The sequence below is a fragment of the Pseudomonas sp. TE12508 genome, assembly GCF_056279485.1.
In genome coordinates this window covers 24,544-41,545 of sequence record NZ_JBWCCN010000007.1, presented here as the reverse complement: position 1 = coordinate 41,545, position 17,002 = coordinate 24,544, and the positions used below count along the sequence as shown (strand labels likewise).

At 58.9% G+C, this 17,002-nt stretch carries 13 protein-coding genes; 5 read left to right on the top strand and 8 right to left on the bottom strand.

Annotation, left to right across the window (positions count from 1 at the left end; all coding sequences use genetic code 11):
* Window positions 1-302 precede the first annotated feature (302 nt).
* A complete protein-coding gene (locus tag ACZ9IM_RS11135; protein WP_476223904.1) occupies window positions 303-1,457 on the top strand; it encodes a MalY/PatB family protein in 1,155 nt (384 codons plus the stop codon).
* Window positions 1,458-1,535: 78 nt separating this feature from the next.
* Here the strand turns inward: ACZ9IM_RS11135 and trbK are convergent, their stop codons facing one another.
* The gene (gene trbK / locus ACZ9IM_RS11130; protein ID WP_063343699.1) at window positions 1,536-1,709 is read right to left on the bottom strand and encodes an entry exclusion lipoprotein TrbK; all 174 of its coding nucleotides are present in this window, start codon (window positions 1,707-1,709) and stop codon (window positions 1,536-1,538) included.
* A 271-nt stretch (window positions 1,710-1,980) separates the two neighbouring features.
* Between trbK and ACZ9IM_RS11125 the strand changes: the two genes are divergently transcribed.
* From ACZ9IM_RS11125 to ACZ9IM_RS11115, 3 genes are all read left to right on the top strand, one after another.
* Window positions 1,981-2,592 (top strand): Yip1 family protein, encoded by a 612-nt coding sequence (locus ACZ9IM_RS11125; protein ID WP_427623868.1) that lies wholly within the window; start codon window positions 1,981-1,983, stop codon window positions 2,590-2,592.
* Between the two features lie 55 nt (window positions 2,593-2,647).
* Window positions 2,648-3,994 (top strand): cation:proton antiporter, encoded by a 1,347-nt coding sequence (locus ACZ9IM_RS11120; protein WP_427623866.1) that lies wholly within the window; start codon window positions 2,648-2,650, stop codon window positions 3,992-3,994.
* Between the two features lie 205 nt (window positions 3,995-4,199).
* Complete coding sequence (locus tag ACZ9IM_RS11115; RefSeq protein ID WP_476223903.1) at window positions 4,200-4,676, top strand: hemerythrin domain-containing protein; 477 nt, start codon at window positions 4,200-4,202, stop codon at window positions 4,674-4,676.
* 196 nt (window positions 4,677-4,872) lie between these two features.
* Here the strand turns inward: ACZ9IM_RS11115 and ACZ9IM_RS11110 are convergent, their stop codons facing one another.
* The 3 genes from ACZ9IM_RS11110 to ACZ9IM_RS11100 form a co-directional block, all read right to left on the bottom strand.
* Window positions 4,873-6,792: a hybrid sensor histidine kinase/response regulator gene (locus ACZ9IM_RS11110; protein WP_476223902.1), complete on the bottom strand. Its 1,920-nt coding sequence runs from the start codon at window positions 6,790-6,792 to the stop codon at window positions 4,873-4,875.
* A 99-nt stretch (window positions 6,793-6,891) separates the two neighbouring features.
* Window positions 6,892-9,159 (bottom strand): ATP-dependent DNA helicase, encoded by a 2,268-nt coding sequence (locus ACZ9IM_RS11105; protein WP_476223901.1) that lies wholly within the window; start codon window positions 9,157-9,159, stop codon window positions 6,892-6,894.
* Window positions 9,156-10,808 (bottom strand): VRR-NUC domain-containing protein, encoded by a 1,653-nt coding sequence (locus ACZ9IM_RS11100; protein WP_476223900.1) that lies wholly within the window; start codon window positions 10,806-10,808, stop codon window positions 9,156-9,158. Before ACZ9IM_RS11100 ends, ACZ9IM_RS11105 begins: the two co-directional genes overlap by 4 nt.
* Before the next feature lie 224 nt (window positions 10,809-11,032).
* Here ACZ9IM_RS11100 and ACZ9IM_RS11095 point away from each other — a divergent pair, with 224 nt between their 5' ends.
* Window positions 11,033-11,257, top strand: coding sequence for a YgdI/YgdR family lipoprotein (locus ACZ9IM_RS11095; RefSeq protein ID WP_007902349.1), 225 nt, complete (start codon window positions 11,033-11,035; stop codon window positions 11,255-11,257).
* A 161-nt stretch (window positions 11,258-11,418) separates the two neighbouring features.
* Here ACZ9IM_RS11095 and ACZ9IM_RS11090 read toward each other — a convergent pair whose 3' ends face one another.
* The 4 genes from ACZ9IM_RS11090 to ACZ9IM_RS11075 form a co-directional block, all read right to left on the bottom strand.
* Window positions 11,419-12,624 carry an acetyltransferase domain-containing protein gene (locus ACZ9IM_RS11090; RefSeq protein ID WP_476223899.1) on the bottom strand — a complete coding sequence of 402 codons (1,206 nt, stop codon included), beginning with the start codon at window positions 12,622-12,624 and terminating at the stop codon, window positions 11,419-11,421.
* A gap of 74 nt (window positions 12,625-12,698) precedes the next feature.
* A complete protein-coding gene (locus ACZ9IM_RS11085) occupies window positions 12,699-13,073 on the bottom strand; it encodes a hypothetical protein (protein WP_476224055.1) in 375 nt (124 codons plus the stop codon).
* A 257-nt stretch (window positions 13,074-13,330) separates the two neighbouring features.
* Window positions 13,331-15,184 (bottom strand): polyurethane esterase, encoded by a 1,854-nt coding sequence (locus ACZ9IM_RS11080; RefSeq protein ID WP_476223898.1) that lies wholly within the window; start codon window positions 15,182-15,184, stop codon window positions 13,331-13,333.
* A 97-nt stretch (window positions 15,185-15,281) separates the two neighbouring features.
* On the bottom strand, window positions 15,282-16,982 hold the full coding sequence (locus ACZ9IM_RS11075; protein WP_476223897.1) for a polyurethane esterase: 1,701 nt from the start codon (window positions 16,980-16,982) through the stop codon (window positions 15,282-15,284).
* Window positions 16,983-17,002: the final 20 nt, after the last annotated feature.

Genomic DNA, 17,002 nt, shown 5'->3' with positions numbered 1-17,002 from the left:
GCAACGGAACTACCGCCACTTTAAACTGTAGACAATGCTGTTTTGTGCTGTGTGAAAACCGACAGCCGGGTAATTGCGCAAGCCTGTCGGAAACACAATTAATGGGAGCGACCTGTGGCGAGGGGGCTTGCCCCCGTTCGGCTGCGAAGCAGTCGTAAACCTTGTACATGCAGTTTAACTTTGGAATGCCGGGGGCGCTTCGCACCCCAACGGGGGCAAGCCCCCTCGCCACAGGTCGCTCCCACGGAGTTTGGCGCTATCATGGCCACCGGATTAACCCCCTGCCTTTTATGAGACTGAGCATGACTTTCGATTTTGATCAGGTGTTCGACCGCCATGGCACCGGCAGTACCAAATGGAGCCGCTACCCGGCCGACGTGTTGCCGATGTGGGTCGCCGACATGGACTTCGCCGCGCCGCCAGCGATCATTCAGGCGCTGCAAAAACGCCTGGAACACCCGATGCTCGGTTACAGCGTGGCTCAGGATGACTTGCGTGACGCCATCGTCGCCGACCTGTGGAGCAAGTACGCCTGGCGCGTGCAACCTCAGGAGCTGATATTCCTGCCGGGTATCGAGTCGGGGTTCAACATGGCCCTGAACGCGTTGGTTCAGCCGCAGCAAAACGTGGTCGTGCAGACACCAAACTACCCGCCGCTGCGCCATGCGCCGGGCCACTGGCAGCTGAACAAGGTCGAACTGGATTTCGATGCGTTGGCCGATGGCACGTATGCCACGCCACTCGATACCTTGCGTCATGCACTGCAAGGGGGCGGCGCGCTGCTGCTGAGCAACCCGCATAACCCGCTGGGCAAGGTCTTCCCGCGCGAAGAGCTGCAAGCGGTCGCCGACATTTGCCTGGAGCAGGATGCCTGGATCATCTCCGACGAGATCCACTCCGAGCTGTGCTTCGACGGGCGCGTACACATCCCGACCGCCTCGCTCAGCCCGCAGATCGCCAAGCGCACCATCACCCTGATGTCGGCGAGCAAGGCTTACAACATCGCCGGTTTGAAGACTGCGTTCATGATCATTCAGGACGCGGCACTGCGTCATCGGGTCAACAGCGCTCGCTGCGGCATGGTCGACAGCGTCAACCCGCTGGGCCTGGAAGCCACCCGCGTCGCCTACAGCGAAGGCGGCCCGTGGTTGACCGAGCTCATGGCCTACCTGCAAAGCAATCGGGATTATCTGGTGGAAGCGGTTCGTACGCGGTTGCCGGGTGTAACCATGAACATCCCTCAGGGCACTTACCTGGCATGGCTCGACTGCACGGCGCTGGCGCTGGATAACCCGCAGCAATTCTTCCTTGAGCAAGCGAAAGTCGGGCTGAGCGCAGGGCTGGACTTCGGCGATCACGCCCAGCAATTCGTGCGCCTGAACTTCGGCTGCCCAAGGGCGCTGCTGGAAGAAGGGATCGCGCGGATGGAGCGTAGTTTGCGTAACCGCCAGGCCTGACAGCCCGGGTTGATGCCGAAAACCCGATGCCTGTGCATCGGGTTTTTTATGGGCGATATGCGCAGCATCGAATCCTGTTCAAGGCGTTATGCGCTCCAAGCAAGCCTTGATGAAGGCCTCCCGCTTCTGATCGTCCGGCAGCTTCATGAAGTTTTTCGGCTCGCAATTTTTCTCGTTCACATCGTATTTGTTTTCGCAGCCAGCGAGACATGCCAACGATAGTGCCAGTGCAATTAGCGATTGAGTGTTCATGAGCAACTCCTCACCGAGTTTTCTTGCATCGCATTGAGCCTAACTCATGAGTTGAGTGTATGCAGGAACAGCGAACTTTCCTCTGAGCTAAACCCGTCGGAAGTCCAAGCGAACTCAACGAGCGCGCCTGGAACAACCTTCAACGCTTGTAAACATTCTCTCCAGCCGACCGCCCTTGGCGTCACCCGATAAAAAATGAACCCCTGGCGACGGATGCACCTCAATACTTCTAGGGGCCCCTATGCCGGGCCGCTTGTATCTGGAGGTCGTCATGTCCGCACATTTCGTCAGGCTGTTCACTCAGCCCAATTTCGTCTGGACAGATATTCGTAAGGATGAGGAAGCGCATCCGCGCCATTACCTCGCTCATTTGCTGGTGCTCGCCTTGATCCCCGCCGTGTGCCTGTTTATCGGGACTACCTACGTCGGCTGGAGCCTGGCCGAGAACGAAACGGTCAAGCTCAGTACCACCAGCGCCCTGCAACTCTGCGGGCTGCTGTACCTGAGCATCATTGTTGGCGTGGTGCTGATGGGGCTGTTCATCCGCTGGATGTCGCGCACCTTCGATTCACGCCCCACCGTCAATCAGTGCATCGGTTTTGCCGCCTACACCGTCACCCCGTTTTTCCTCGCAGGCATCGCCGGGCTCTATCCGAGCCGCTGGCTGGCGATCACCGTGCTGGGGGCCGCCTCCCTCTATTCAACGTTTCTGCTGTTCGTCGGCTTGCCGATCTTCATGCATGAGCGCAAGGAGCAAGGTCTGCTGAATGCGGCGAGCGTATGGGGCGTCGGGCTATTGGTGCTGGTGACTATTTTGGTGGAGATGATTCTGCTCTGGTTCAACTACCTGGGGCCTGAGTACTTGCGCGTGACTGGCGTTTGATTTTCCTGAGTCCGCCATTCAACGGCGGTCGGCGGTACACCTCCGAGAACCGGGCATGAGCTTCATTGTATGGGTGGCGGTGTTGGGTGCGGTGCTGCTGACCCTGGCACTGACCTCTTCCTATTTGCGCTGGATGCCGGTGACCACGTCGGCGGTGTGCCTGGCGCTGGGCGTGGCGATCGGTCCGGGTGGCCTGGGCCTGCTGAAGCTGGATATCAAGGATGCGGCGATCTGGATGGAGCACCTGACGGAAGTCGCGGTGCTCTTTTCGCTGTTTGTCTGCGGACTCAAATTGCGCCTGCCGCTGAAGGATCTTCGATGGCGGGTGGCGTTCGGCCTGGCGGGACCGGTGATGATCTTGACCATCATTGGCGTCTGCCTGCTACTGCATTACGGTTTTGCCCTGGCGTGGGGGCCGTCGTTGCTGATCGGGGCGATTCTGGCCCCCACCGATCCGGTACTGGCCTCGCTGGTGCAAGTCAACGACGCCAGGGATTACGACAAGGTGCGTTTCGGGCTCTCCGGTGAAGCGGGCCTCAACGACGGCATCGCCTTCCCTTTCGTGATCCTCGGCTTGCTGTTTGTGCAACAGAGCGGCAATAGCGAGGCCTGGCTCAGTGACTGGGCATTGAAAAGTGTGCTGTGGGCCGTGCCGGTCGGTTTGTTGACCGGTTACTGGATGGGCCACGGCATCGGTCGCTTGACCTTGTCGATGCGCATCCGCAATGCCGACAGCACCATTTCTCCCAACGATTACCTGACCCTGGCCCTGATCGCCCTCGCTTACGTGGCGGCCGAGGAGATCAATGGCTATGGCTTTCTGTCGGTGTTCGCCGCCGGCCTCGGGTTGCGCCAGGCCGAAGTCAAATCCACCGGTGACACTTTGATTCCCGCCGAGCATCTGGTGCAACCGGTGGTCGGCCACCAGAACGTCGAACCTGAGGCTGCCGTCCACGGCGACGTGGCGAATCTGCCAGAAACCCAAGTCGCGGCGGGCATCATGATGGGCGACATGCTGGCATTCGGTAGCCTGGTGGAACGGGCCATGGAAGTGTTTCTGGTCACCCTGCTGGGCGTGGTGCTGGTGGGCCACTGGGATTGGCGAGCGTTGGTGGTTGCACTGGTGTTGTTCTGTGCCATTCGCCCCTTGTGTGTATGGATCATGCCGTGGGGGCGATTGCTGGACGGTCGCCAGCGGCTGTTGATCGGCTGGTTCGGGATTCGCGGCATCGGGAGCTTTTATTACCTGTTCTACGCCTTGAACCATGACCTCGGTCCGGCGGCGGCGACGCTGTGCACCGACCTGACGTTGTCGGTGGTGGCGCTCAGCATTCTGGTGCATGGCATCAGCACTCAACCGATGCTGGCCCGTTATGAGCGGCGCAATCAGCAGGACGTCTGACGAACGTCGGTCAACCTGCACTGAACAGCAAACTGGATTCATGCAGGCTGCACGATAATGGCCAGTTAAAATTCATAGCAACTGATTGTTTTTATTTGGGTTTTCTTAACCTTTAAAACAGGCACGGGAAATGCTCCAGCAGTGTGAGCGACAACGGCAGGAAGACCGTTTGCGCTTGACCCGTGACTAAACAAGAGGTTCGATCATGAACGCCATTGACCTGTTGAAAGCCGACCATGAACGCGTAAAAGACATCCTGACCCGGCTGAGCGAATCCACCGAGCGTGGGGTTAAAAAACGCACCGAGTTGCTGGCCAAGCTGGAAATGGAGATTTCGATCCATACCCGCTTGGAAGAAGAAGTCTTGTACCCGGCGTATAAAAAGGCCGGGGGCAAGGAACAGGATGTGATGTATTACGAAGCCAAGGAAGAACATCGCACCGTCGATTCGCTGGTGCTTCCCGACCTGAAAACCACCGATCCCGCGAGCATCGAATTCGCCGGTCGAGTGAAAGTGATCAAGGAGTTGCTCGAACATCACATCGAAGAAGAGGAAAAGGAAATGTTTCCTCAGGCCAAAAAGCTGCTGGGCAAAGCGACGCTCGACGAATTGGGTGTTGAGATGGAAAGCCTGAAAGCCCGGTACAAAAAAGAGCTGGGCGCGTCCAGCCTCGCGGCTTGATGGGGGGAATAGCAAAGCCCGGCGAATCACTTACGAGAGTCTTGAATCAGTGAGAAACCTGTGGCGAGGGAGGCATGCTCGCGCTTGAGTGCGTAGCGCTCACAAAAATCGGCAATGATTGTCAGATTTTTGGGGCCGCTACACAGCCCAACGCGAGCAAGCTCGCTCGCCACAAAGGTTTACATGAGGGCAACGGTCACTTCATCACCAGGGCAATGATTTCCACCAGATTGAGTTGGGTAAAGGGTTTGGACAGGCGTGGGAGTCTGGCCGCCAAGCCTTCCAGACGCTCGGCGTAACCGGTGGCGAGGATGATCGGCAGCTGTGGCCTGATGTTGCGGATAATCTTCGCCAATTGCTCGCCGTTCATTTTGGGCATCGCCATGTCCGTAATGACCAGGTCAATCGCGGGCTCACTGTCGAATAGCTCCAGCGCCTGCGCGCCGGACGAGGCACTGATCACCCGATGGCCGAGGTCCTCGAGCAACAGGCTGGTACTGGTCAACACCAGGCTGTCGTCGTCCACGACCAACACACACAGACGAGGCACCCGCGACATGGCTGTTTCCTCGATAGCGGGTGTGGTGGTCGAGTTGGCGAGTGCAACGGGTAACCAGAGTTCAGCCGTGGTGCCGACGTCCTTCCGGCTTTTCAGAATGAAGCGTCCTCCCAATTGCTCTATAAACCCATGAACCATCGACAACCCCAGGCCAGTGCCTTTACCGACGCCTTTGGTGGTGAAGAAGGGGTCCATGGCCGACGCCAGGGTAGCGTCATCCATGCCCTCCCCCGTATCCGTGACACTCAGGCAGACATAACGACCTGCCGTCAGGGATAACTTCTGATCGTGGACCTCATGTGTCTGGGCGCTGATGATGAGTTTCCCACCATCGGGCATGGCATCACGGGCGTTGGTCGCCAGATTCAGCACCGCCAGCTCCAGCTGGTTGACGTCGGCCATCACCGGTTCGAGTTCGGGAGCAAAGCGGGTTTCTATGCTCACCGCAGGCCCCAGGGAGCTGCGCATCAGCCCGGTAATCCCCTGTATCAGTGCTGGTATCTCAACGGATTCGGTCTTGAGTTCCTGACGCCTGGCAAACGCCAGCATGCGCTGGGTCAAGGAAACGCCACGCAAGGCGCCTTGAGTGGCGTTGTCGAGTAAACGGGTAATTCTCGGGTCGTCTGCCGCACGTTTACGAACGATTTCCAGATTGCCGAGAATAACAGTCAGCAGATTATTGAAGTCGTGGGCGATCCCCCCGCTGAGCTGCCCGATGGCCTGCATCTTTTGCGCCTGAAACAACGCTTCGCGGGTTTTCTCAAGGGCTTGCTGGGCTTGGGTCACCTCGGTGATGTCCCGAGTGATTTTGGCAAATCCCAGCAACGTGCCGGTTTCGCCCCAAATCGGGTCGACCACGACATGCGCGAAAAACCGCGTGCCGTCCTTGCGCACGCGCCAGGCCTTGTTTTCGAATCGCCCCTCGCGTGTAGCGATCTCCAGCGCACGCTGGGGTTCACCGGCTTCGCGGTCCTCAGGGGTGTAAAACATCGAGAAATGCTGGCCGATAACTTCTTCGGGCCGGTAGCCCTTGATTCGCTGAGCCCCCAGATTCCAGTTGGTCACGCGTCCATCCGGGGCGAGCATGTAGATGGCGTAGTCGGTGACGCTTTGCACCAGCAGCCGGAACTGCTGCTCGCTTTGCTTGAGGGTTTCTTCGGCCATTTTGCGGTCGGTCAAATCCCGGGTGATCTTGGCAAAACCCAGCAATTTGCCCGACGGATCGCGAATGGGATCGATGATGACGTGGGACCAGAAATGCGTGCCGTCCTTGCGAACCCGCCAACCTTCGCCCTCGAAACGCCCTTCGTGAATGGCGGTATCAAGGGCGCGCTGAGGCAAACCGGCCTTGCGGTCCTCTTCGGTATAAAAACGCGAGAAATGCTGACCAAGAATCTCCGCCTCCTCATACCCTTTGAAACGCTTGGCGCCAGCGTTCCAACTGGTGATGATGCCATCGGGGTCAATCATGTAGATCGCGTAGTCCACCACGGCATCGATCAGCAGACGAAAGCGCATCTCCTCGATGGCATTGATCTTGGTCCGGTCATCGCTCATGGAGCCCTGTCCTTATTGTTGTTCTTCTGGAGTATGCGACAAACCGCTCGTTTGGAAATTCCAAAAAACCAATACGTGGTGAGGACACTACTCAACAGACTAAAAAGGCGCCGATTTCATCGACCACCAGCGCGGCAGCAATTGCTTGACCTTGCTCTCGCCAAATCGGTCATCAATCAGCATCACTACCCCTTGATCCTGCTGAGTGCGGATCACCCGCCCCGCTGCTTGCACGACTTTCTGCACGCCAGGAAACAGGTAGGTGTAGTCATACCCGGCACCGAAAATCGCCGCCATGCGCTGTTTCATCTGTTCGTTGACCGGATTGAGTTGCGCCAGCCCCAGTGTGGCAATGAATGCACCAATCAACCGCGCGCCGGGTAAATCGATGCCTTCGCCGAATGCGCCACCCAGCACCGCAAACCCGACGCCCTGACCATGGAGGGTGAATTGATCGAGAAACGCCTGACGCGGCCCTTCCCCCATTCCCCGGGACTGCAACCACAGCGTGATGTACGGATGCCGCTCGGCCAGCAACTGCGCCACTTGCTGCAAATAATCGAAGCTGCTGAAGAACGCCAGGTAGTTACCGGGGCGTTGGGTGAACTGTTTGGCAATCAGCTCGACGATGGGCTCAAGGGACGCCTGACGGTGGACAAAGCGGGTCGAAATCTGGCTGACGATGTGCACTTGCAGCTGATCGGCGTGAAATGGCGACTCCACATCGATCCACACCGTGTTCGCCGGTGTTCCCAGCAAATCCGCGTAGTAATGCCGAGGGCTCAGGGTGGCGGAAAACAGCACAGCGCTACGCGCAGCAGTCAGGCGCGGGCGAATGAAAGCGGCCGGCACCACATTGCGCAGGCACAGTTGCGACAGGTTGCGCTTGCGCTCGAGGTCGCGTTTGCTGATGTCGAACAGGAAATGCTCATCGAACAGTTCAGCCACGCGGCCGAATTGCAGCATGTCGAAGTAAAAATTCTGTAATCCGCTGTCCAGGCCTTGGGGATGATCGTTCAGGTAGTCGCCGATGCTCGCGCAGCATAAGGACAGCGCCTGAAGCAGTTTTTCCGGGGCTTTGTCGTAGGCCTGATAGGGGCTGAGTTGCTGATCATGCAGCGCATTCCATTCGCGATTGACCCGCTGCAAGGATCTCTTCAGTGCATCAGGCGCGGTTTTTCGCACGCTGTTCAACGTCGCCTGGTCGAGACTGGCGCTGTACATCTGCCGGCCACGCTCCACCAGATTGTGGGCTTCATCCACCAGCACCGCGACTTTCCAGTTATTGGCCTGGGCCAGCCCGAACAGCAACGCACTGAAGTCGAAATAATAGTTGTAGTCGGCGACCACCACGTCCGCCCAGCGGGCCATTTCCTGGCTGAGGTAGTAGGGACAAACGTCATGCTGCCGGGCAACCTCGCGCAAGGCGCTCTGGTTCAGCAGGCTCAATTGGCTGGCGGCCTGACGTGCGGCCGGCAGACGATCATAAAAACCCTGGGCCAACGGGCAGGACTCGCCATGGCAGGCCTTGTCCGGGTGCTCACAAGCCTTGTCCCGGGCGATCATTTCGAGAACTCGCAAGGGTGGAGCATCGGCGCTGTCGAGGATGACCTGAGCGGCGTCCAGCGCCAATTTGCGCCCCGGAGTTTTCGCCGTGAGGAAAAACACCTTGTCCAGTTGTTGCGGCGCCAGGGCCTTGAGCATCGGGAACAGCGTGCCAACGGTCTTGCCGATACCGGTCGGTGCCTGGGCCATCAGGCAACGACCGGTGCTGACCGCCTTGAACACCGATTCGGCCAGATGCCGTTGCCCGGGACGAAAATCGGCATGGGGAAATGCCAGCTGTTGCGCCGCCAGATTGCGCCCTTCGCGATGGGCCATTTCCTGTTCGGCCCAATGCAGGAACAACCCGCAATGGTGTTCGAAGAACAGCTGTAGTTCGGCGGCGCTGAAGGCCTCGGCCAGACAGGTTTCCTTTTCGCTGACGATGTCGAAGTACACCAGCGCCAGATTAATCTGCTCCAACTGCAGTTTCTGGCACATCAACGCGCCGTAGATCTTCGCCTGCGCCCAGTGCAACTGCCGGTGATTGGCCGGTTGCTTGCTCAGGTCACCACGGTAGGTCTTGATTTCTTCGAGGCAGTTTTGCGCCGGATCGTAGCCGTCTGCCCGACCTTTCACGGTCAAGGTTCGATACTGGCCCTCAAGCGCGACTTCATTCTGGTAACCCTCGCTGCGCCGTGACGCCACGGTGCGATGCCCGACGATGCCTTCCAGCGCGGTCGGCGACGGAGTGAAACGCAGGTCGAGGTCGCCAACCTTGGCGGTGAATTCACACAGCGCCCGCACCGCAATGCTGTAGCTCACGCGCCCTGCTCCGCCCATTGCACGTAGCACACGGCAATCGGCATCTGGTGTTCGTGACAGAACTCCAGCCAGCGCAATTGATTGTCTTGTAGCCGATCGCCGGGGCCTTTGACTTCGATCATCCGGTAGGTTTTGTCTTGCGGCCAAAACTGAATCAGGTCCGGCATGCCGGCGCGGTTGGCCTTGATGTCGAGCAGCAGGCGATTGAACCAGTGCTTGAGGTGTTCGGCGGGCAGACAGGCAAGTGCCTGCTCCAGCAGTTCCTCACTCAGCGCGCCCCAGAATACGAACGGCGACTGCACGCCCCACTTGGCGCTGTAACGCTCGCGGACAGTTTGCACATAACGCCCGTCATCGAGTTCGGCGAGGCAGGCCTGAAACAGATCCGCGCGCCGCGCATGAAAGTCTTCGTTGAGCAGGTCCACCGGACCGCGCTGGAACGGGTGAAAAAACGCCCCCGGCAACGGCGCGAAGATCGCCGGCCAGCACAGCAACCCGAACAGTGAATTGATCAGGCTGTTCTCGACGTAATGCACCGGCGCTGAATCGTCCGCCAGGTGGGCCTGAACGTAAGACTCCACCGACAACGCCGGATCGTGCCGGGGCAGTTGCAGGTCCAGACGCTGCATGGCCCGAGGGGCTGGCCGCTTGATCGGCGGCCCACCCAACTTGCGCCGCAGTCTGGGCAGCACACGCAATAGATACTGATGCTCGGCGGCGCTTTCAGGGGCTTGCTCGGCGTGGGTGGCCAGGTCCATGGCCAGTTGATATTCAGCACAGCGCTCCAGCACGCGAATCAACCGCAGACGCGCGCCGGGGTAGGCGCATTCGCGGTAGAGGTTCAGGGCAGTGGAAAAATCCGCGACGCGCTCGCAATGCTGGCCGATCTGGAACAGCAGTTTGCCCCGACGTTTTTGCAGCCAGGGATTGTCGAGTTCCAGCCCGTTGATCTGCTCGACAATGTCCGCCACCTCTTCACCGGCCTCGAAACGCTGCTGGCAGAAGTGCAGAAACAGGCAGGCATCGACGTCCTCGCGACTGCGCAAGCCACGGGACTCGGCACAGAACTCGACTTTTTCGTAGGTAAAGATGCCCAGATCGGCCAGCACGAATTCCGACCAGTCCTGGTAAAGATTGCCGAAGAACATCAGCCGCAATCGGTCGCACAGGCCCATGACCGTCAGGCTGAACAATCGATCATTCAGTGCCGGACACCATTGGGCAAAACTGTGTGCTTCGGGAAACTGCTCGCTCAGGGCCGGCAGCCAATCAGTCTTTTTGCCTTTGGGCTGATCGATGACGCTGCCGAAGCATTGGAGAATCTCGGCCTTGAGCAACACTTCGAACAAGTCCTCGATGTGCAACGGCGACTGCTCATCGATCCAGCCCGATGCCAGTAGCGGCGCCGCAGCGCTGTCGATGTCGCCGATCTCGGCGTAACTCAATTTGCCGGCCCTGAAATGCACGCCCTTGCGCATCACCAGCCTGACCAGCAGGGCCTGGGACTCGCGGGGCAGTCGATTGAAGTCGCGGATGAAATCCTGCTCCTCGACGCTCAATACATCGGCATAGCGATGTTCAAGCCAATCAAGCACTTGCATGAAGTTGTTCAAGTAATAGAACGGGTCGTCGAGAGGATTTACAATCACGGGCAAAAAGGGCCATGGCAAACGAGTACTGGTTATGCGTACAGATACCAGCTATGCCCCACCCGGTGCAAACGGAAAAGGATCAGTGGCGACGCTATTCGGCAATTTTCGGGTGACCATCGAACTTTCTGCCATTCCATCGCACCAACCGCGTTAGAGGTACAGCGACGATTGACCTCAAGCGGGGCTGTCGAGCTGTTTTTATTCAGTGATGAGAGGTGTGTATGAATATCAAGACTCTGGGTTTGCCCTTGGCAGTAGCGGCCTTTCTGGCCCTGGCCGGTTGCTCGACGCCAACGGTTGTTACCCTGCAGAACGGCACTCAGTATTTGACCAAGGACATGCCGAATACCAAGACCGAGGACGGCTTCTTTGAGTTTGAAGATATTTCCGGGGCAAAGGTGAAAGTCCGGGCCGATGACGTGGCCACGGTTCGCAAGGAAGACTGAGCCCCTGACGGGCTAAACGACGAATATCCTGTGGGAGCGTGACTTGCCCGCGAAAAATTCACCGCGGTTTGTCAGGTATCACGCGTCATCGTTCTTCGCGGGCAAGCCACGCTCCCACAGGTTCTTCGTCGCTCAAATTTCCCGGCGGACGCAGTCTTTGATCAGAGATATTTGAGAATCGCGATATCGCGACGGCGCTGTTTGAGGTTGGCGAACCAGCGCGTCGGGAAGAACAGCAACACCCCGAGGATCACGCTCCATAGCCAGACCATAGGCAGGTTGTCGAAGCCGTAATAAGTGCCCTGATTGGTGCCCCAAATCGCGACGGCCATCAAGTACATCGCCTTGAGCACGTACAGGTGCAGCAAATAGAAAAACATCGGCGCACCGCCGTAGATCGCCAAGGTCGCGGTGGACCAGCGATCCTGAGCTTTCTCGAACAACGCCAAAAGAATCAACCCCAGACCAAGCGTCGGCATCAGGAACATCAGCGATGGCGGGTACTTCTTCGCGCTCAGGAAACTCATGAAAGTGCGCAGCGACTCACCGGTTTGCACCCAAGGCTTCTCGCCATAAACATTCAAGTAGCGGATGAACACGAAGGCCACCAGCAGGCCGCAGCCGACTTTCAGCAACCGTGAAATCCGCTCCGCCGGTTCCATGTCCTTGCCGAACCATGGCCCGATGGCCCAGCCCAGCAGAATCACCCCGATCCACGGCAACACCGGATAGGTGGTGCGAGCCCGGGTGAACTCGGTGATGTCGATGAACACCCGCTGATGCAGGATTGACCACGGCACAAAGAACGGCGACTCCGGCCCCACGGTCACGCCATCGAGCAGGTTGTGCCCGGCGACAATCGCCACCCCGAGCACGATCAGCCAACCGCGTTTGAAGTGCAGCAACCCGGCGAGCACGATCATGCAAATGCCGATGCACCAGATCACTTGCAACCACAATGTCTTGGGCGGGAACTCGGCGTTCCAGGCGAAGCACACGAACGTAAGCTCCAGAAACACCAGGAACAGCCCGCGCTTGAGCAGGAACACCGACGTCTCGTTGGCCGTGTGTTTCTGGCTGTAGAGCCAGGCCGACAAACCGGTGAGGAAGATGAACACCGGGGCGCAGAGGGTGCTCAGCAGTCGGGTGAAGAACAGGTCCGGGGTCACGCTCAAGGCGTCGATCGGGTCGGTCACCTGGCGGTGCAGCAAAAAGGTTTCCCGCACATGGTCGACCAGCATGCAGAGCATGACAAAGCCGCGCAGGGCATCGATGGCGAGCATCCGGGTATTGGTTTTTGCAGCGCTGCAGGCAAGCGCAGAAGAAACACTTCCCGCCTGCCCTGCCAGGCTTGTGGATAGGGTCATATCAGTCACTCATGTCGTGGTCAGTGGGCTCGGCCCTGTTGCTTCAGCCCGGCAACGCCCGTTGCGGTCATTGCTCAGTGAATCCCTGGAATGCTGTTATCGCAGGAGAGGGACTGCCCTCCTTGCCGGATCAGTTGTTCCTGCATCCGCTGACAACGCTCCCGTTCTTGCTGCATCGAACGATCGATACTGATATTGCCGGTTTCCTGCGGTTGTTTACCGTCGCCCAGGCGCACTGTCACCCAGGGCTGTTCCGGCTGGATTTGAAAGCGAGTTTTTTCTTCGATGGGTTTGGCAGGTTTGGCGGTTTCGATCGCGGCCGGTTCTGGCAGTTGATCGGAGGTGACCCCGTAACGGGTCAGAATCGAGCTTTGAGGCAGTTCTGCGGCGGCTGTTGCCGATATAAAGGCCAGCGCCAGCCCGAAGGTGTACCTCTTGCTGTTACTCACGTTGCTAAATCTCCTGTACTCGAATGGCGGCATGCAGCACCTGCGTTATAGTATAACGAGTATGTGGGCTGATGGTTTAGTGCCAGATTCCTGTTGGTGCAGGTATTGGAGTCCGGGAGTGACCAGTGAGTCACCGATCTACCGCGTTATCGTTCATCGCGAGCAGGCTCGCTCCCACATTGGATTTTCATTGTTCACAAAATCCCTGTGGGAGCGAGCCTGCTCGCGATAGGGCCCTGACAGGCGCCCCGCTACCCTCAGGCGATTACAATCCCCCCACCGGACAAACTGTCCAGCCCGACACCCACCAGGGTCACCGAATCACTGCCAAACGTCAGCAACGTATCCTGCCCTACCGCCGTGGCATGGGCCCGGTAGTCATCGTTCGGCGCAACGCCCTGAACCCCTAGGAATACCAGTTTGTCATTGGCTTGATAGCCCACCACCCGATCCTGGCCAAACGCCCCGCTGAACAGGAACGTGTCGACCCCGCCGCCTGATACCAGCAGGTCATTACCCGCCCCGCCGACAAACACGTCGTTGCCGGTGCTGCCGATCAAATGGTCGTTGCCATCGAAGCCAAACATCCAGTCGCCGGTTGCGTGCGCATTGAGGGTGTCGGCGCCGGTCGTGCCCTTCACGCTTGAGGCGTACTGGGTCAGGTTGCTGCCGGTCACAAGGCCATTGCCGGTGACGCTGTGGGTCACGTCATCCTTGAACACCCCCCAGAGAAAACCCGGCTCTTTGGTGACGATGCTGCCGATGTCGCGAGTGATGCTGATGCCGCCATTGGCGTCGCGCACGTACAGGTTGCCGGCACCGTCATTGGCGAAGACAAAGTTCTTCACCGACTCCTGCAGGTCCAGCACGTTGCTGCCCTTGCCGCCCAACAGGATGTTGTAGCCGCCGCTATCGCGGAAGGTGTCGTTACCGTCGCGGCCTTCCAGGTAGTCGCTGCCCTTGCCGCCCTGGATCAGGTCATTGCCGTCGCTGCCGATGATGAAGGTGCTGCCTTTATGGGTTTCGGCGTTGCGGTTCAAATCCTGGACCCAGGTGTTGCTGCGCGCCGGGTCCGAGAGGTTGGCGACGATGATGGTCGAATCCTTGCTGGTCAGGTCGTAGAACTGCGACTCCAGCACCCGGGTCATGCCGTCGCCGTAACCGGTGGGCAAGTGCGAGATCCAGGTGGGGATGTTGAGGATGGAATACGGCAGCACGTTCCACGCCGTCGAGGCGTAGTGGTCGTTGAAGCTGACGATGTTATCGGTCGTCGAATCCTTGGCGGCATCGTGCACGCCTACCGAGGCCAGGTTGAACGACGAGCCATCGAGGGCGCGGAACACCGGGTCGTTTTCATAACCGATGTTCAGCACTTTGTCGCTGCTGCTTTGGGTCGGCGAGGCATAGGCGATGTAGTTGGAATCCTGGTAAAAACCGGACCACTTATCGCTGCTCAAGTCCGCCAGGCTATTGACCGCCAACCCGCCGAGGCTGTGGCCGCTGACCAGTACGTCCTTGCCCGAAAGCCCATTGGCCTGGGCAAACGCTGCAACGTCACTGAGCAGATTGCCGAAGGCTTCACCTACGTAGTTTTTCGCATAATCCTTTGGCCCTAGCGCTGCCATCAGGTCGTTGATCACATCACCGATGGAGTCGCCGATCTGGATTTCCCGCGGGCCACTGGTGCCGCGAAAAGCGATGCCGATTTCGGTGAGATGACCCTGGGCGTCGTACTTGCCGAGGATCTCCACTTGGGCGCTGGTGTAACCGTCCTTCTCGCCGAAGAAGGTTCCGCGAGCGTCGGTCTTGCCGTCATAGCCCAATTGCGCGGCGGTGATCGGCGTCCAGCCGGCTTTTTGCACGGCTTCGAGAGCAGCCTTTTCCGAATCGGGGTTCCAGGGAATGCCGGGAATGACGCCCTGGGAATCGGTGCCGCCGATCAGCGCGGTGACCAGGGTTGCCGGCAAGCCCAGGCCGAAGCCGTTTTGCTGGTAACCGGTGGCGAAACCGTTGTCGAGGTTGTGATAGGAATACAGCGTGATCGCCATGGCGTCGCTGAACAACGCCTTGGAGTCTGCTGTGCCGAAGTTCTTGTAGTCATACACACCCATTGGTATTGCCTCTCTCTTTGTTGGAATTGTCAGAGATAGCTCACAGCCAGGACGCCTCAATCACGAGGCGCCCCGGAGCCTTTAGTGCATGCAGCTTTTACGCAAACGTAATTCCCGAAGCCGAGAGATTATCCAGACCTACGCCCACCAGCGTTACGGCGTAATCGCCAATCTTGAGCACAGTGTCGTTGCCGGCCTGGGTCGCGTGCTGGGTGTAGTCATAGCCCTGCCCCGCGCCCTGGACGCCCATGAACACCAGTTTGTCGCTGCCCTGATACCCATTGATCGCGTCGAAGCCGAAGGCCCCGCTGAACAGGAAGGTGTTGTTGCCGCCCCCCGAGGCCTGCATCACGTCATTGCCCGCGCCACCGACGAAGGTCACGTGGCTCTTGTCGCTGCGCAGCAGGTCGTCACCAGCATTGCCGAACAGCCAGTCACCGTCGACGCTGGCCACCAGCGTATTGCCATAGGCATCGCCGTTGAGCGAGTGGTTGTAATGGGTCAGTTCCGTGCCATTGAGCAAGCCATTGGCGGTGACGCTGTAGGTCACCTCCTTGCTACCCCACCACGAACCCGACTCCTTGCTCACCAGCGCGCCGATGTCGCGGGTCATGCTGATGCCGCCGTAGGCATCGCGCACGTACAGCGTGCCGTCGCCGTCATTGGCAAAGCTGAAGTTCTGCAACGGCTTCTGCAGCTCGAAGGTGTTGCTGCCCTTGCCGCCCAGCAGCAGGTTGTAGCCACCGTCATCGCGGAACCGATCGTTACCGTCGCGACCTTCGATGAAGTCATTGCCCGCGCCGCCCTTGAGCCAGTCATTGCTGTCGGTGCCAATGATGAAGGTGCTGCCGGTGTGCGGCTCGCCGCTACGGCCCAGGTCTTCGACCCAGGTACTGCCTCGGGACGATTCCGACAGGTTCGACACGATCAGCGTCGAGTCCTTGTCGGTGAGGTCGTAGAAGCGCGAGTCGATCACCCGGTTCAAGCCGTCGGCATAGCCCAACGAACCGTGGGCTGACCAGTTCAGCGGATTGAGAATGCTGAACGGCACCAGGTTCTGCGCGGTGGAGGCGTATTGGTCATTGAAGTTGACGATGTTGTTGGTTGCCGAATCCTGATGACCATCGTGCTTGCCCAGCGAGCCACTGCTGAACGTGGTGCCGTCGAGCACTCGAAACACCGGGTCGTTTTCGTAGCCGATATTCAGCACGTTGTTGCCGGTGGCACTTTGGGTCGGCGAGGCGAAGGCGATGTAGTTGGCGTCCTTGAAGAAACCGCCCCAATTGTTTCCGCTCAACTCCGCCAGGCTGTTGACCCCTAACCCGCCAAGGCTATGCCCGCTGACCAAGACATCCTTGGCACTCAGGCCGTGGGCGATGGCAAACGCGGCGACGTCTTTGAGCAAAGTGTCGAAGGCGTTTTTCGCGTAGTTCGTCGCGTAATCCACCGGGCCGACCGCGGCCAGCAGATTGTTTTTCATGTCGCCGAAGGTGTCGCTGTACCCCAGGCCACCGGTGCCACGGAAGGCGATACCGATGCCGATCAGCTTGCCTGCCTCGTCGTATTTACCGAGCACTTCGGCTTCGGCGCTGGTGAAGCCGTCCTTCTCGCCATAGAAGGTGCCTTGAGCCCCGACGTTGCCCTGATAGCCCAACGCTGTGGCGCCAATCGGCGCCCAAGCGGTCGCCGGCAGTGGCTGTCCGGTTGGCGTGTACGCGTAGAGCGTCAGCGTGATCGCGTCGGAGTACAGCGCCTTGCCGGCCTCACTGCCGGCATTTTTGTAATCAAACAGTCCCATGTTCTTGCTTCCTTAGCGTC